Raw genomic sequence first — 15,601 nt, 5'->3', positions numbered from 1 at the left:
ACTCAGTAGTGAAACGATGCATCGCCGATGGTAGTGTGGGGTTTCCCCATGTGAGAGTAGGTCATCGTCAAGATTAAATTCCGAAACCCCAATTGCGAAAGCAGTTGGGGTTTTGTCTTTGCGCGATGGAAAAAAGCAGTTATCTCTGCGGCTTTGCTCTTATCCACAAACAAATTTGCACAGTTATTTTCGAATTGGAACACTAGAATACCGCCTACTCTTTCACTTCCAGAGCCTCCTATGCCAGATCCGGTTGACGCCCCCGGGTTGTCAGAATTACCGCTGGACGACCTGGTTGCCTGCCATGAATGCGATCTGCTGATGCGCAAGCCAGAGCTTGCCCTTGGCGAGAAGGCCCAGTGCCCACGCTGCGGCTATGAGCTGTACGCCCATCGCCAGAATGTCGTCGAGCGCAGCCTGGCATTGGTGATCGCTGCCTTGTTGCTCTATGTACCGGCGAACTTTCTGCCCATCATGCAGCTCAATCTATTGGGCCAGTCTTCCGAAGATACGGTCTGGAGCGGCGTGCAAGGCCTGTTCGATACCGGCATGCAAGGTGTGGCTGTCGTGGTGTTCCTGTGCAGCATGGGTATTCCCCTGCTCAAATTGATTTGCCAGTTGCTGGTCCTGCTGAGCATCCGTCTGGACAAGGGCCGCAGCTATGGCCTGCTGCTCTATCGCATTTATCACCACCTGCGCGACTGGGGCATGCTTGAGGTCTACCTGATGGGTGTGTTGGTGGCCATCGTCAAGCTGGCCGACATGGCTTCCATAACCATCGGCCTCGGCCTGGTGTGTTTTATTGCTCTGTTACTGATTCAGGTCTGGCTGGAAGTGGTGATGTCGCCGCATCAGATCTGGCAGGCACTATCTGGAGAGGACGGCCATGCAGGCGATTGATGCAGGCATTCTGATTTGTACCGAATGCCATGAATTGAACCGGCAGCAAGCCAGCGGCGAGGGGCAAACCTGCACCCGTTGCGGAGCCGTGGTCCACAGCCGTCGGCCCAACAGCATCCTGCGTACCTGGGCGCTGCTGATTACGGCGGCGATTCTCTATATTCCGGCCAACGTACTGCCGATCATGACCGTCAGCGCCCTGGGCCAAGGCAGCCCCAGCACCATCATGTCCGGGGTCGTGCAACTGGTGCAGCACGGCATGATTCCCATCGCCACTGTGGTCTTTGTTGCCAGCATCCTGGTGCCCACCTTCAAGTTGGTGGGCATTGGCCTGCTGTTGTTTTCGGTGCAGCGCCACCAGCCGCTGTCGGCTCGCCAGCGCATCGTCATGTACCGCTTCATCGAGTTCATCGGCCGCTGGTCGATGCTGGATATCTTCGTCATCGCCATCCTGGTGGCGGTGGTCAACTTTGGCCGGCTGGCCAGCATCGAGGCCAATCTCGGTGCGGTCGCCTTTGCCAGTGTGGTGATCCTGACCATGCTCGCCGCAATAACCTTCGATCCCCGACTGATCTGGGACAACACGGAGTCGGACGACGACCATGAGTGATTTGCCTACTGCCAAAACCCGACCGGCCTCCAACTGGTCGGCCATCTGGGTTCTGCCCCTTATCGCCCTGATCATCGGTGGCTGGCTGGGCTGGCGCGCCTACAGTGAAACCGGAATCGAGATCCAGTTGCGCTTTGAAAGCGGCGAAGGGGTTCAGGCCAACAAGACCGAGGTGTTCTACAAGGGTATGTCCGTGGGCAAGGTCAAGGCCCTGGCCCTGGACGACAAAGGCGATACCAAGGGCGTGATCGCCACCGTCGAGATGAACAAGGACGTCGAGCAGTACCTGAAGACCAGCACCCGTTTCTGGCTGGTCAAGCCCAGTGTCAGCCTCGCTGGGATCACCGGCCTGGAAACCCTGGTTTCAGGGAACTACATCGCCGTCAGCCCCGGAGAAGACGGCGAGCCCACCCGCAAGTTCACCGCATTGGTCGAAGAGCCTCCGCTGTCGGACGCCAAGCCCGGCCTGCACCTGACCATCAAGGCCGACCGCCTGGGATCGCTGACTCGCGGCAGCCCGGTGTTCTACAAGCAGATCCAGGTCGGCCAGATCAAGAGCTATCTGCTGTCCGAGGACCAGAACACCGTGGAGCTCAAGGTTTATATCGAGCCGACCTACGCCAGCCTGGTGCGCAAGCACACGCGTTTCTGGAATGCCAGCGGCATCAGCATCGACGCCAACCTCAGCGGCGTGAAAGTCCGCAGCGAATCCCTGTCGAGCATCGTTGCCGGCGGTATCGCCTTCGCCACCCCGGAGAATCGCAGGGACAGCCCGCCAACCGACCCGAGCCTGCCGTTCCGTCTCTACGAGGATTTCGACGCAGCCCAGGCCGGAATCCGGGTCAAGGTCAAGCTGACTGATTTCGAAGGCCTGCAGGCCGGGCGCACCCCGGTGATGTACAAGGGTATCCAGGTGGGCAGCCTGAAAGCCCTGAAGGTCGACGCTGACCTGACCAGCGCTACCGCCGAGCTGACCCTCGATCCGCTGGCTGAAGACTACCTGGTCCAGGGCACCCAGTTCTGGACCGTCAAACCGTCGATTTCCCTGGCCGGTATCACCGGGCTCGAAGCACTGGTCAAAGGCAACTACATTGCCGTTCGACCCGGCGACAAAGGCGCGGCGCCACAGCGTGAGTTCGAGGCGCGGGCCAAGGCTCCGCCCCTGGATCTGCGCGCGCCCGGCCTGCACATGGTGCTGTTCACCGACAACCTCGGTTCCCTGGATGTCGGTAGCCCGATTCTCTACAAGCAGGTCAAGGTCGGTTCGGTACAGAGCTATCAGTTCTCCCGCACCCGCAAGCAGCTGGTGATCGGGGTGCATATCGACAAGGAGTACGAAGGGCTGGTCAACGGTTCAACGCGCTTCTGGAATGTCAGCGGCATCACCCTCACCGGTGGCCTGACCGGCGGCATCCAGATCAAGAGCGAATCCCTGCAAAGCCTGATGGCCGGCGGTATCGCCTTCGACACACCGCTGCCCAACGTGCCGCTGAAAAAGCGCATTCCACGTTTCCGCCTGTTCGCCAACCAGGAAGAAGCTGCGCAGCGCGGCATCCTGCTGAACATCAAGGTCGACCGCGCCGATGGCCTGCGGGCCGGCACTCCGGTGCGCTTCAAGGGCCTGGATGTGGGCAAGCTGGAAGAGGTGAGCCTGAGCTCCGACCTGCAATCGGTGATGCTCAAGGCGCGAATTACCGAAGTGCCGGAGCGCATTGCCCGGGTCGGCAGCCAGTTCTGGGTGGTCAAGCCGGAGCTGGGGCTGATGAAGACCTCCAACCTGGAGACCCTGGTCACCGGCCAGTACATCGAAGTCCAGCCCGCCACCAAGAACCAGGGCGTGCAGACCAGTTTCGTGGCCTTGCCCCAGGCGCCGGAAGCCAGCGTCGAGGAGCCCGGCCTGAGCCTGGTACTGAGCGCGGCCCGCCGTGGTTCGCTGAAAATCGGCGTGCCGGTGACTTACCGTGAGGTCACGGTGGGCAAGGTCACCGGTTATGAACTGGGCCAGACTGCCGACCGGGTACTGATCCATATCCTGATCGAACCCAAGTACGCGCCCTTGGTGCGTGGTGGCACACGCTTCTGGAACAGCAGCGGCTTCGGTGTCGACTTCGGCCTGTTCAAGGGCGCCACGGTGCGCACCGAATCCCTGGAGACCCTGATCCAGGGCGGAATCGCCTTCGCCACCCCGGATGGCGAGCGCATGGGCAACCCGGCCCGGCCCCAGCAGACCTTCCCGCTGTTCGACAAGTTCGAGGATGAATGGCTGATCTGGGCGCCAAAGATCCCCCTGGGCAAATAACCGCCCCCAGCTAAACCCGCGCCAATAAAAAAGGCCGCGCTCGAAGGAGCGCGGCCTTTTTCGTTACTGCATGACGGGATCAGACTTCGTCCAGCTCCGCTTCAGCCTCGGCTTCCGGCTCCGGGTTCAGCACCGCCCGCACCTGATCATGGCGACGGATGTACTTCCAGTCCGCCTCATCGATATAGATGCCGTTCGGCCCGCTGCCGCCTTCCAGGTCGATGGCCACCTGGGCCGAAACCTGAGGCTTCACACTGGCCAGGATCGGCACGAAGCCCAGTTGCAGGCTGGTTTCCAGCAGCGCCGCCTGGTTGCGTTCGTCAATGTCCGCTGCCTCGTCCAGGTAGTAGGGCAGGCGAATGCGTCCGGCCAGATCGCGATCCATCAAGTGCAGCAACAGGTACATGTTGGTCAGCGCCTTGATGGTCATGGTGGTGCCGTTGGACGCTGCGCCATCGATATCGGTGTGGATCACCGGCTGGCCATTGACCTTGGTGATCTCGAACGCCAGCTCGAACAGGTCCTTCAGGCCCAGCTGGTTGTGGTTGGCCGCCACCAGCCGCGCCAGGTACTCCTTGGCCTCTTCGTTCTTGTTGTCCTGCTCGGCGCTCTGGCTCAGGTCGAACACCGACAGGGTCTCGCCTTCCTCATATTGGCCGGCGCTGTGGATAATCTGGTCGATGTGCTTGAGGGCTTCCTTGTTCGGCGCCAGGACAATACGGAAGCTCTGCAGGTTGGACACCTGGCGCTTGTTGATCTCGCGGTTGAACAGCGCCAGCTGGTGTTCCAGGCTGTCGTAGTCGCTACGGATATTGCGCAGGGTCCGGGCGATATCAGTCACCGCCGCGCGGCGCGCCTTGCCCAGGGTCAGGGCTTCGTCGGTGCGGTGGGCATAGGCGTTGATCAACAGTTGCAGACGACGTTCCACGTCATCCTCGCTGTCGAACTTGGCCACGCCCTTGAGGCGCACCTGGGCATACAGCGCCTCGATCTGCCCATCGACCCGCTGCAGGCCCTGCCAGCTGTCCTGGTAGTCGTTGAGCAATGGCAGCAGGTTGTCCATGGAATCGTCTACCGGCTCCATGAACGGCGTGCCGAACGGCAGGTCCGCCGGCAGCAGCTGGCGGCGGCGCAGGGCGTCGTCCAGGGTGCGCTGCTTGGCTTCCATATCGGCGATCTGCCGGCCCACCAGTTGCAGCTTGGCGGACAACTGCTGGACGCGTTCGGTAAAGGCATCGCTGGAACGCTTGAGTTCGTCCTGGGCGGCTTCCATCTGCGCCAGCTGCTCCAGCTTCTCGCCTTCCTCGGCGCTCAGGGTCTGGGCGCGACGGAAATCTTCCAGGGCTTTCTGTGCATCCAGCACCTGCTGGTACAGGGCTTCGGTCTGGGTCTTGCTCGCGGCGCGGTCGGCGGCCACCGCGGCCTGGGTCTTGAGCTGCTTGAGCTCCTTTTCCAGGCGCTCCTTCTGGTCTCGCAAGGCGGCGCGGTCGGCCAGGGCCTGCAACGCCGGCGGTTCGATATGGGAGATGTCGATGGACAGCCCCGGCACTTCGAAACGCTCGCCCTTGAAGCCGTCGAGAATTAACTCCACCGACTTCACCCACTGGCCATCCTCGTCCAGCGAGATGCCGTGTTCGCCCAGGGGCAGGCTGAACAGCGCGCTGTTGAACAGGCGCATCAGGCGCTCCACATCCTGCTGGGAGAACTCCTCGCGCAGGCGGGCGTAGCTGTTGTTGTCGGCGTGGTCGAGCTGCTGCTTGACCGACTTCAGGCGTTTTTCCAGCTCCCGCAGGCGCTCTTCCAGATCTTCGGCGGAAAACTGCCGCGACTGGGCCAGGGCGCCGGCCAGTTCGTCGTGGGCATCCTTGGCCGCCAGCAACTGCTGCTCCAGCACCTTGACGTCATCCACCAGGGCGAAGCGGTGCTTGAGCACCGACAATTCGCCGAGCCAGCGCTGGGTGCCGGTGATCTCGCGCTCCAGGCGCATCATTTCCTGGGTGCTGCTGCGCTGGTCGTTCTGCAGCGCGTCCTGCTCGTTGCGGTAGTGCTCGGCCTGGATGGTCAGCTCTTCCTTGCGCGCGCCGGCGTAGTCCGACCAGGTGCCCAGCAGAGAATCCAGCAGGGGCGACAGGCGATGCAGCTTGCCGCGCAAAATATCCCGCTGCTTCACGCCGTTGGCCAGGGCTTCCACCAGGGGGCCGGCGGCCACCAGGGAGTTGTAGTCCTGCTCCATGCGGCGCACGTCGCGGAAGGCTTCGTCGCAGGCGGCAATGTAGTCGACGCTGCCCGAGCGCAGGCTGTGCTCGAAGGCATCGAGGAACAGCTGCTTGAGCTTGGCCGCGGTGATCTCGCGCATGTGCAGCAGGTTGATGAACAGCGCGCGGAAGGTCTTCAGGCTCTGCTCGCTGGTGGAACGCAGCGGAATCAGGGTCAGGTCCAGGGGAATCGAGGTATGACCGCCCACCAGCAAGCGGCGCAGTTCGTCGGGCTTGAGCTCGTAGGCTTTCAGGCCCTGGCGCTCCAGGTTGGTGAACAGCTCTTTCTGCCGCAGGCAGGTGTCATCCTTCTGGTAATGCGCCAGGTCCAGCTGGCCGGCGTAGGCGAAGAACTGGTGGCCGAAACCGCCACCCGGGCCGCGGCCCGATACACCGATCACATGAGGGCCATGGGGCAGCGAGACCTCCACCAGGATGTAGCTGGTGTCGGAGGCGAAGTAGAAGCGCCGGGATTGTTCCAGGCTGTACTTGCCGAAACTCATGTCCGACATGCGCGCCAGGATCGGGAACTGCAATGCGTTGATCGACGCCGATTTACCCAGGTTGTTGGCGCCATACACCGACAGCGGTTCTTCCAGGGGAAACAGGCCCAGGCTGTAGCCGGCGGTGTTCAGTAGGGCAAAGCGGCGGATGCCGTAGCGTTCCTTGCTCATGCGTCGAGCTCCTGTTCTTCGGCGATGGCCCGGGCCAGCGCGTCTTCTTCACTTTCTTCGGACTCGTCGAATTCGCTCAGGTCCAGCGGGTCATCGGTTTGCAGCAGTTTTTCGTCGCTGTCGTGGTCCACCAGCACCGGGGTCGGCAACGGCAGCACGCTGTGCAGGCTGGCGGCCAGGTCGCGGTCTTGCTGCACCGACAGGCACACATCGAGGAAGCGGTGCATCGGCGGCAGGAAGCGGTAGATGCCCGGCTCCTCGACGGCAAAGCCCAACTGGCTCATGCGCCGCATGATCTTTTCTTCAAGCTCTTCCTGGGTTTGCACCTCGGCCTGGATAAACAGGTCGCGGTATTTCTCCAGCAGGGAAGGCAGCTCGTCGCGGCCCAGGCTGCCGCCATCGAGCACGGCCATCGGGTCACGGCCCTGGTCGGCCAGGTGCTCCACCAGGATGAAGGTGAACAGCGCCAGGCGCTGGGCGGTCTTGTTCACCTGGGCGGCGGCGTTGTCCGGCACGAAGTAGTAGAAACCGCGGGTATCGCACACCAGTTCGAAGCCCAGGGCCTTGAACAGGGTGCGGTATTGGTCCTGGAAGTTCGACAGCTGGGCGTATAGCTCCGGGTCGCGGCGGCTGACGTGGTAACCCTTGAACAGCTCGCGGAAGATCGGCGCCAGCTGGGACAGTTCGGAAAGATCAAGATGCATTGGCGTTGCTCGCAGAATGCTCGGCGGCGTCATCGCGGGCCGAGAGCAGGGCGAAGGAGCGCAGGCTGACCTGGTGCTCCTGGGTGTGGTATTCGCGGCGTTCGAGGCGCTCGCGCTTGAAGCGTTTTTCTCGCGACAGGCGCGAGAACCAGTACAGCAGCTCGTCGGTGGCGCCGTCCGGTTCCTGGTCCAGCAGCCAGCTCATCAGGTCCGGCATCGGCAGGGCGTTTTCGCAACGCTCGAGCATTTCCCGGACCGTGCGCGGCGCCTTGGGGGCCACGCCCTTGTAGGTCTTGTGGGCCTTGGGGAAGCGCGTCGGCTTGGGTTCGAAACGGGCCAGGGCGTAGACATAGGCCTCCACCTGGCCGGAGCTGCCGAGGAAGGTGCTCTGCGGGCGAGTGAACAGCGGCATGGCGGCTTGCGGCACGGCGTCGATGCCCTTGCGCCGGATAGCGGCCAGGGCCAGGGCCGCGCCGCGGGTCACGGCGTTATGCCGGCGGGCCTCTTCACGCAGCGGCAGCAGCAATTCCCGGGCATGGCGCAGGGTCAACTGGGCGCTGGTCTGCATTTCCAGAATCCGCGCATGGGTACGCAGCAGCATGTCGTCGTCCACCAGGTGGCCCAGGCGCTGCTGTTCGGTAAGCAGGCGCAGCAGCACGTTTTCCACCTTGCGCACGCCTTGTTCGAAGGCGCCGTCGGCATTCACCAGCTGGATCATCGGCTCGACGTACTCGTCCCAGGTCGCCAGCACTTCGGCGTAGCGTTGGCGCAGGGGGATCTGCCGGTCGCTGGTCTTGGCCCGCTCGGCCACGGACACCAGGGCCTGTTCGTCGTTGGCGAGTTTCTTCAATACGTCGCGCACGCGCATGTCCAGCAATCGCAGCTGGCGTGCCAGGTCGTTGCCGTCGCGTATTTCGAAGGCATCCTGGATATAACCGGCCAGGCGCTCCAGATGGCGCAGGTAGGCTTCGATCTCCAGGCACAGGCCCAGGCGGTGCTCACGGCGCAGGTAGGCGAGGAAGTCGTGGATCTGCGCATTGAGCTCGAAACGGTTCGGGCTTTTCGCCACCGGGACCAGGATGTCCAGGCGTATCCATACGTCCAGCAGGTGGGTGATGTCCTGGGGCGTGCTGTCCAGTTGTTGGGCGGCCAGCTGTAAACGCAGTTCGGCAAGGCTCAGGGTGCCCTGGTCGAAGTGTTCGCACAGCGGCTCCAGAAGTGCCCAGTGTTCGGCGAGGGCGCGCAACACGCGCTTGGGTTCGATCATCGGAATGGCCGGCTGGTTGGCAATGAAAAGCGGCGATTGTACTGCATCGGCGGGCCGACTATTCACTCCAAGGCCCAGCTATGAGACGGACAGCCGCTTTTACCCGCGATCAACTGCGGGCGATCTTCGCCGAAGGGCGGTAGAATCCCCCTCCTCAGTTATCCACAAGTGGCCGACCTTTGCTTATCGAGTCCCGTCGTCGCGCTTATCTGTCCGCCATGCAGGTGGTCAGTTGGCTGCCGCGCAGCGAATTGCCCTTTGCCGCGCCCTCGCGCCCCGAGTTGCTGGCCCTGCCGGAGCCGCAAGTGCAGGCGCCGCCTGCGCCCCTGGTCGAGGCCAAGGCCGCCGTCGCGCCAGTGGCCAAGCCCAGCGAGCGGCCGAAAATCGAAGTACCGCGTCCCGCCACCGCCAACGCGCGCACTGCCACCAAGCCTGTGGCCGAGGCCGAAGAAGCCCCGGCACCGGTGGTCAAGGCCCCCGTGGTGCCACCGCCGCGCTTTGCCCTGCAGTTGCTGCGGGCCGGTCGCTGCCTGCTGCTGGTGGAGTTACCCACAGGGGATGCCTTCCAGAGCCGCGATCCGGCCTACCTGTTGCTCAAGGACATGCTGCGTGCCGCCGGCCTGCCGGACAGCCCGCAAATCCTCGCCGAACCGGTGCGCTGGCCCAGGCTGGCCCGGGGCAACCTGGACCAGGGCCCCGAGGCCGCACGGGACTTCGTCCAGGCCTTTGTCGGCATGCGCATCGAGGAAGAGCCTTGCGTGTGCCTGTGGCTGATCGGCCTGCCGGCAGTGCGTTTCGCTGGCGAGGCCGACGCCGAATCCTACACCCGCGAACTCCAGGTCGAAGGCCTGGGCTCGGCCTGGGCCCTGCCCGGGCTGGAACTGTTAATGGAACAGCCGCAGCGTAAGGCGGATGTCTGGCAAGCCATGCGGCGGCTGATGCCGCGCTGGAAGAGTACTGATGAGTAAAGCTACCGATGAGTGACGCGTTGAACTTCCGCCTGGCCACCGAGGCGGACCTGGATGCCATCCTGAAGATCGAATACGCGGCGTTCAGCCATCCCTGGACCCGGGGCATCTTTATGGACGCCTTCAAATCCTATGAAGTGTGGCTGATGTTCGAAGGCAGCCAGCAAGTGGGCCACGGTGTGATCCAGGTGATCATCGACGAGGCGCACTTGCTCAACATCACCGTCAAGCCGGAAAGCCAGGGCCGTGGCCTGGGCCTGCGCCTGCTGGAAGAGCTGATGAAGCGCGCCTACCAGAAGGATGCGCGGGAATGCTTCCTGGAAGTGCGCTCCAGCAACCAGACCGCCTATCGGCTCTATGAACGCTATGGTTTCAATGAAGTCGGGCGCCGTCGCGACTATTATCCGGCAGTGGGCGGCCGTGAAGACGCCCTGGTCATGGCCTGCACCCTGGTCGACTGATTCCTGCTCGGATCCTCGTCCGTCGAATGCTCGTGGCTGGCTCGAATTCGTCAGCGATCCACGTGACCTCGGCAGGCGCTCGTCTGTCAAACCTGCGCATCATTCTTGAGGCTGCACAGCATGAACGAACTACAAGATCTGATTGACAACAACGAGCGTTGGGCCGAGGCGATCAAGCAGGAGGACCCGGACTTCTTCTCCAAGCTGGCCCGCCAGCAGACGCCGGAATACCTGTGGATCGGCTGTTCGGACGCCCGGGTACCGGCCAACGAGATCGTCGGCATGCTGCCAGGCGATCTGTTCGTGCACCGTAACGTGGCCAATGTGGTGCTGCACACCGACCTCAATTGCCTGTCGGTGATCCAGTACGCAGTGGATGTACTCAAGGTCAAGCACATCCTGGTCACCGGCCACTACGGCTGCGGTGGTGTGCGTGCCTCGATGCAGGATCGCCAGTTTGGCCTGATCGATGGCTGGCTGCGCTCGATCCGCGACCTTTACTACGAGCACCGCGAGGCGCTTGGGCAACTGGCCACGGAAGAAGAGCGGGTCGACCGGCTGTGCGAGCTCAACGTGATCCAGCAAGTGGCCAACGTCGGCCACACCAGCATCGTGCAGAACGCCTGGCATCGCGGGCAGAGCCTGTCGGTCCATGGCTGCATCTACGGCATCAAGGACGGTCGCTGGAAGAGCTTGAACGCCACTATCAGCGGCTTCGAGCAGCTGCCGCCGCAGTACCGCCTGCGTCCTCTCGGCGCCGTCTGAGTGCTGGCTAGCCGCTGCGTGGAAGGCGCAGCGGCTAGTGGCGGGCCTTAGAGGTGCGGCACTTCGGTGCTTGGCGCCGGTGCCGGGTGCTGCAGCTGGTTGAGCTGGGTCTTGACCGGCGCGCTGGTGCATTTGGCCGCCGCCTGTTGCTCGGTGAGCTTGCGCACCGAGGTGTAGAACAGCTCGCAGGTCTGCACTTTCTGCGTCACCTGCCAGGTCTGGGTGCAGCTGTTGAGCAGAGCCTGGGCATCGCTTCCCGGCTTGCTGCCCATGCCGGCCTGCCAGCAGGCCGCACTCAAGTCTTGCCCCATCACCTTGAGGCCCGCGGCATCGGCCTTGGCCTGGTCATTGTCATAGTTGGCCGGATCGGCCGCATACCAGATATAGCTCGGGTGGTTGGAACCCAGCACCGGCACCTTTACCCCTTCGCTCGGGCTGATCTGCGCCAGGCCCAGCACATTCACGGTCACCCCATACTGCTGCTTGAGCCAATTGCGCACCGGTGCGCCGAAGGCCACCATCGGCAGGGCCGCGCCGCTGGCGTTCTGGCTGACCTGCTTGACCATGGTGGTCTGGTAGCTGTTGAAGTAGCTGTAGACCCCTTCCAGGTCCTTGCCGGCGTTGGACGGCGCGGCGATCGGCGCGATGTCGATGATGGTCTGGTAGGCCGGGGTCTGCTCGGCGGCAATGCCGTTGACGGTCAGCAGCGAGGCCCAGCGATCGGTGGTGGCCGACTCCAGGTAGTCCTGGTAATGGGTCAGTGAATAGTCCGGCGGGAAGTGCAGCAGCTCCACGCTCTTGCGGTTTTCCAGGGCCATGCCCAGGGGTAGGAACAGGTACCAGCTGAAATCCCAGTGTCCGTCCTTGTTCAACTGAGTGGCGCCCTTGTAGGCCAGGTCGCCGGCATCCAGCAGGGCGCTCAGGGGCTTGCCGTAGTCATCCGGCACGCCGCTGATGGAAGCCAACACCTTGTCGCCGGCGGTCTTCACGCTGACTTTTGCCGTGCTGTAGCCGTCACGCTGCACGCTCTGGGCCAGGTAGTGCTGCACCGTCTGCTCCAGGCTCCAGTCGCGATAGCAGATCACGTTGCAGTTGTTGGGGTAGGCGAACAGCTGGGTGACGCGCTGGGGGCTGCCCAGGTCCACCTCGACATCGGCCATCAGAGTAGTGGAGAGCGAGGCGGCGGCCAGCGCCAGGGTCAGTCCTGCGAGTTTGAACATGCTCAGATCCTTTTCAGCGTGAACCCCGAAGGGCAAAGACTATGGATCGGCAGGCGCCATCGAAGTGTCCGCCGGCCTTTCAGAACGGTTTCAGCGTGGTCAGTGGGAAGCCAGGATAGTACAGCTGGCAGAACACGTTGGCCGCCAGCATCAGGGGCAGGAAAACCACCTGCAACGGGCTCCAGTGGGCCCAGTGCAGCGCGGTCAGCCAGGGGTGATTGGCGCTCAGTTGCGGGTCGATATGACCCAGCCTTTTGCGCTGCAGCAGGTTGAGCAACAGCGTGCCCAGGTAGGTCAGCATGCCCAGGCCGCCGTGCAGGGCGCCGAACAGCGCCAGAATCACCAGCTGCGGCAAACCGTGGCGCAGCACCAGGTACTTGCTGTTCGGATCAAGGCCCTTGGGAATCAGGCGTTCGCTCAGCCACAGGTCCTGGTGAACGAAGCGGGTCGCCAGGGGGATCCACTGGCTCATCAACAAGATCGAGCACCACAGCGCAATCCCGCTCAGCACCGCTGCCAGAGTGAGGCTGAAACCCGGCGAGTAGTGATTCTGCAACAGCAGGTACAACGCAATCGCCAGCCAGAGACCGGCACCGAGCCTGGCCCAGGACTGCTCGAAGGTCGGGCGCCGGAGAAAGCGCAGCCAGAAATACAGGTCCTTCTGCGGCAGGCGCTCTATCAGCTGTGGATAACGCCAGCTCAGCACCTGGGCCAGATGCTGGCAGGCCTGCCAGTGCTGGGCATTGGTGTCTTGCAAAAGGTTCTTCTGCTGCTTGGCGGTCATCGGCTTGAACAACAAGTGAGCGGCCAGAATGCTGGGCTCCCAGACGCGTTCGTCACTGCTGCGCAGTTGTTGCAGTTGGTAGAAATTTTCCTGCTGACGGCCCTCCATCAGCGCTTCCCAGGCCTCGGCAGGGCCCGGGTGGGCGCCGCTCTTGTCATCCCACTGCAACACATGGCAGACCTGATCCAGCAGCGCCAGGCTCCACTGGCAACGATTGAGCAACTGCAGCACGGCCCCCTGATACTGCTGGCGATGGTCGAACACCTGCATCCACGGCTGTTCGGCATAGCTGCGCAACGATTCGATAAAGGCTGTTTCGTCTGCGGCTTGCAGAAGCGCCTCCAGGGTATCCAGATAGTGCCGCAGCAGGTCGTCACGCACTGTCTGCTGCTGCGCGGGAGTCATGTCCACCTGCTGCCAGGGCATCAGCCATTCCAGGTGTTGCACCGCCCACAGGGCGAGGGCCGTGCGCTGTTCCGGGCGCGTCAGGCAGTGCCGCAGCAGGCCGGCTTCGAAGCCTTGGCGGCAATCCTGTTGCACCGCCTGTTGCCAGCGCTGCGGCAGATTGCCTGGTGTCAGGCCCAGCAGCAGCCGCTGCTCGGGGGCTTCGGCGGGCTGTGGGGGGCTCTGTTGCACGCGCATATCCAGCAACTGTGACCACTGGCGCAGGTTTTCCGCCTCCGCTGGCAGTGGCGCCGGTTCGGCATGGGCCGCCTGCAGTGGCCCGGGCTGGCGCTCACGGGCCAGCAGCAGGGCGCTTTCATAGGCCTGGCGCAGGCGTTGAAACGCCTCGCGGTCATCCTCGGGTCGGGTGCTCTTGAGTTGCCGGGCATAGCTGCGCTTGATACTGCGCTCGTCGGCATCGTCCGGCAGCTGCAACAGCGTCCAGCAATCCATGTGGCGGCTCCTTCAGTGCCAGTGGCCGTGTTCCAGGTGTTGCAGTTGCTCGTTGAGCTGGTTGCGCACTTCGCGGATCTTGCGTTCGTCCTGGGTTTCCAGCACCTGCTGGAACTGCCCGGCCAGGTAGCCGATACGCTCGCGCAAGTCACCCAGGCTCTCCTGATACAAGCGCTCCAGGCGCGCACTGAGCAGGGTGTTGACCTGCTGGTCGCGGGGGTGAACCTTCAATTGCTCAAGGGCCTTGAGGCGCTCGCGGATTTCCTCCGCAGTCAGCACCCCGGGGTTGTTCTCGATCACCAGGCTATGGCTTTCGCCGGTCAGTGGAATGCTCACCTGGGCTTCCAGCAGGCCGTTGATGTCGTAGGTGAAACGCACATCCAGGGTCACTTCCCCGGCCGGGCGCTTGGGTACCTTGATCTCCAGCTGGCCCAGGGCGACGTTGTCGCGCACCAGGCGCGCCTCGCCCTGGAAGATCTTCAGCAGCACCTGCTCCTGGTTGTCGTGCAGGGTATGCACGCTCTTGACCCGGCTCACCGGCACCACGCTGTTGCGCTCGATGATCGGCAGGTAATGCCCGCCTTCGATCTGATTGCCATACTGCTGGGAGGTCTCGATGCCCAGGGTGTAGGAGCAGACATCGGTCAGCACCACTTCTTCCAGGGCCGCCGAACGCGCCTTGAGCGCCGCCTGCACCGCCGCGCCTTGGGCCACCACCTGGTCGGGGTCGAGGCTGATGGAGGGAAAGCGCCCGAACAGCCCGGCCGCCAGCTTGCGCACCAGGGGCATGCGCGTAGCGCCGCCCACCAGGAGAATTTCATCCAGGTCGCTGACGCGAATCCGCGCATCGCGCAGGGCCCGCTCGATGGGCGCCCGCAGGCGCTCCAGCAAGGGCGTGTACAGGGTTGCCAACTGCGCCTGGGTGATGGTCTGGGACCATTGTCGGCCGTCCACCCGCAGGCAGAATTCGGCGCTGCTGTCCTGGCCCAGGGCGCGGCGCACCCGTTCGGCTTCCCGGCGCAGCGCCTGGAGCACGCTCTGGCGCTCGGGAAAGTCCGCGGCCTGGCCCTGCTGTTCGATGAAGTGCTCCAGCAGCAGGCTGTCGAAATCCTCGCCGCCGAGGAAGTTGTCGCCGGCGCTGGCGCGCACCTCCATGACCCCGTCGAACAGCTCGAGGATCGACACGTCGAAGGTGCCGCCGCCCAGGTCGAAGACCAGGAACGAGGTCTCCTTGTCGCGCTGGTGCAAGCCATAGGCCAGGGCCGCGGCGGTGGGTTCGTTGATCAGTTTCTCGACCTTGAGCCCGGCCAGCTCGCCAGCGATCCGCGTGGCCTTGCGCTGGGCGTCACTGAAGTAGGCGGGCACGCTGATCACCGCTTCCTCCACCGGTTCGCCGTAGGTGCGCTCGACGTCCTCCTTGAGGCTCTTGAGCACCAGGGCCGACAGCTCTTCCGGGCGGAACGAACGGTTGCCCAGGCGCACTTCGGTGGCACTGCCCATGTAGCGCTTGAACAGCGCGGTGGTCAGTTGCGGGTGGGTGTGCAGGCGCTCCTTGGCTGCCTGGCCCACCAGCACCCGGCCCTGGTCGTCGAGGCCGACCACGCTGGGGGTGAGCAACTGCCCCAGGGCGTTGGGCACCAGCTCGCTGGTGGTGTCGCGCCAGACCGCCACCAGGCTGTTGGTGGTCCCCAGGTCAATGCCTACGATCATCACGACGAACTCCCTTGGCGGTCGGAAAACAGCTGAAACAAATAAGTGGCGCGCAGGATATTACCCGCCGGGTGGATGGGTAAAGTA

12 protein-coding genes are annotated in these 15,601 nt (G+C 63.4%); 6 read left to right on the top strand and 6 right to left on the bottom strand.

Annotated features, from left to right (window positions below):
* Positions 1–240: 240 nt before the first annotated feature.
* Genes J4P02_RS25890 through J4P02_RS25880 form a run of 3 tightly spaced genes read left to right on the top strand, consistent with a single transcriptional unit; the run spans position 241 to position 3,809 of the window.
* Positions 241–900 carry a paraquat-inducible protein A gene (locus tag J4P02_RS25890; protein WP_426195671.1) on the top strand — a complete coding sequence of 220 codons (660 nt, stop codon included), beginning with the start codon at positions 241–243 and terminating at the stop codon, positions 898–900.
* On the top strand, positions 887–1,510 hold the full coding sequence (locus J4P02_RS25885; RefSeq protein WP_426195668.1) for a paraquat-inducible protein A: 624 nt from the start codon (positions 887–889) through the stop codon (positions 1,508–1,510). The genes J4P02_RS25890 and J4P02_RS25885 overlap by 14 nt, the downstream gene beginning before the upstream one ends.
* Entirely contained in the window at positions 1,503–3,809 is a 2,307-nt protein-coding gene (locus J4P02_RS25880; protein WP_426195666.1) for an MlaD family protein, read from the top strand. The genes J4P02_RS25885 and J4P02_RS25880 overlap by 8 nt, the downstream gene beginning before the upstream one ends.
* Before the next feature lie 79 nt (positions 3,810–3,888).
* On the opposite strand, the gene mksF is transcribed toward J4P02_RS25880, so the two are convergent.
* From mksF to mksB, 3 genes are read right to left on the bottom strand one after another with little or no spacing between them, the layout of a single operon-like run.
* Positions 3,889–6,738 (bottom strand): Mks condensin complex protein MksF, encoded by a 2,850-nt coding sequence (gene mksF / locus J4P02_RS25875; protein WP_426195664.1) that lies wholly within the window; start codon positions 6,736–6,738, stop codon positions 3,889–3,891.
* Positions 6,735–7,442 carry an Mks condensin complex protein MksE gene (gene mksE, locus J4P02_RS25870; protein WP_426195662.1) on the bottom strand — a complete coding sequence of 236 codons (708 nt, stop codon included), beginning with the start codon at positions 7,440–7,442 and terminating at the stop codon, positions 6,735–6,737. The genes mksF and mksE overlap by 4 nt, the downstream gene beginning before the upstream one ends.
* Entirely contained in the window at positions 7,432–8,709 is a 1,278-nt protein-coding gene (gene mksB / locus J4P02_RS25865) for an Mks condensin complex protein MksB (protein WP_426195660.1), read from the bottom strand. Before mksB ends, mksE begins: the two co-directional genes overlap by 11 nt.
* A gap of 179 nt (positions 8,710–8,888) precedes the next feature.
* Between mksB and J4P02_RS25860 the strand changes: the two genes are divergently transcribed.
* From J4P02_RS25860 to can, 3 genes are all read left to right on the top strand, one after another.
* A complete protein-coding gene (locus J4P02_RS25860; RefSeq protein WP_426195658.1) occupies positions 8,889–9,677 on the top strand; it encodes an energy transducer TonB in 789 nt (262 codons plus the stop codon).
* Between the two features lie 8 nt (positions 9,678–9,685).
* Positions 9,686–10,138: a ribosomal protein S18-alanine N-acetyltransferase gene (gene rimI / locus J4P02_RS25855; protein WP_426195656.1), complete on the top strand. Its 453-nt coding sequence runs from the start codon at positions 9,686–9,688 to the stop codon at positions 10,136–10,138.
* Between the two features lie 120 nt (positions 10,139–10,258).
* The gene (can, locus tag J4P02_RS25850; RefSeq protein ID WP_426195654.1) at positions 10,259–10,903 is read left to right on the top strand and encodes a carbonate dehydratase; all 645 of its coding nucleotides are present in this window, start codon (positions 10,259–10,261) and stop codon (positions 10,901–10,903) included.
* A 47-nt stretch (positions 10,904–10,950) separates the two neighbouring features.
* On the opposite strand, the gene J4P02_RS25845 is transcribed toward can, so the two are convergent.
* From J4P02_RS25845 to J4P02_RS25835, 3 genes are all read right to left on the bottom strand, one after another.
* The gene (locus tag J4P02_RS25845; RefSeq protein WP_426195652.1) at positions 10,951–12,123 is read right to left on the bottom strand and encodes a hypothetical protein; all 1,173 of its coding nucleotides are present in this window, start codon (positions 12,121–12,123) and stop codon (positions 10,951–10,953) included.
* 79 nt (positions 12,124–12,202) lie between these two features.
* Positions 12,203–13,804: a J domain-containing protein gene (locus tag J4P02_RS25840; protein ID WP_426195650.1), complete on the bottom strand. Its 1,602-nt coding sequence runs from the start codon at positions 13,802–13,804 to the stop codon at positions 12,203–12,205.
* Between the two features lie 12 nt (positions 13,805–13,816).
* Positions 13,817–15,514, bottom strand: coding sequence for a molecular chaperone HscC (locus J4P02_RS25835; RefSeq protein WP_426195648.1), 1,698 nt, complete (start codon positions 15,512–15,514; stop codon positions 13,817–13,819).
* Positions 15,515–15,601: the final 87 nt, after the last annotated feature.

This window comes from Pseudomonas sp. NFXW11, from assembly GCF_049887815.1.
GTDB lineage: Bacteria > Pseudomonadota > Gammaproteobacteria > Pseudomonadales > Pseudomonadaceae > Aquipseudomonas.
The sequence above is the reverse complement of the archived record's forward strand: the minus strand, read 5'-3'. Positions and strand labels throughout refer to the sequence as shown.

Coding starts and splice junctions, on each gene's coding strand:
- J4P02_RS25845 (WP_426195652.1), bottom strand. CDS start 12,123: ATGTTCAAACTCGCAGGACTGACCCTGGCGCTGGCCGCCGCCTCGCTC.
- J4P02_RS25835 (WP_426195648.1), bottom strand. CDS start 15,514: ATGATCGTAGGCATTGACCTGGGGACCACCAACAGCCTGGTGGCGGTC.
- can (WP_426195654.1), top strand. CDS start 10,259: ATGAACGAACTACAAGATCTGATTGACAACAACGAGCGTTGGGCCGAG.
- mksE (WP_426195662.1), bottom strand. CDS start 7,442: ATGCATCTTGATCTTTCCGAACTGTCCCAGCTGGCGCCGATCTTCCGC.
- J4P02_RS25840 (WP_426195650.1), bottom strand. CDS start 13,804: ATGGATTGCTGGACGCTGTTGCAGCTGCCGGACGATGCCGACGAGCGC.
- J4P02_RS25885 (WP_426195668.1), top strand. CDS start 887: ATGCAGGCGATTGATGCAGGCATTCTGATTTGTACCGAATGCCATGAA.
- rimI (WP_426195656.1), top strand. CDS start 9,686: ATGAGTGACGCGTTGAACTTCCGCCTGGCCACCGAGGCGGACCTGGAT.
- mksF (WP_426195664.1), bottom strand. CDS start 6,738: ATGAGCAAGGAACGCTACGGCATCCGCCGCTTTGCCCTACTGAACACC.
- mksB (WP_426195660.1), bottom strand. CDS start 8,709: ATGATCGAACCCAAGCGCGTGTTGCGCGCCCTCGCCGAACACTGGGCA.
- J4P02_RS25880 (WP_426195666.1), top strand. CDS start 1,503: ATGAGTGATTTGCCTACTGCCAAAACCCGACCGGCCTCCAACTGGTCG.
- J4P02_RS25890 (WP_426195671.1), top strand. CDS start 241: ATGCCAGATCCGGTTGACGCCCCCGGGTTGTCAGAATTACCGCTGGAC.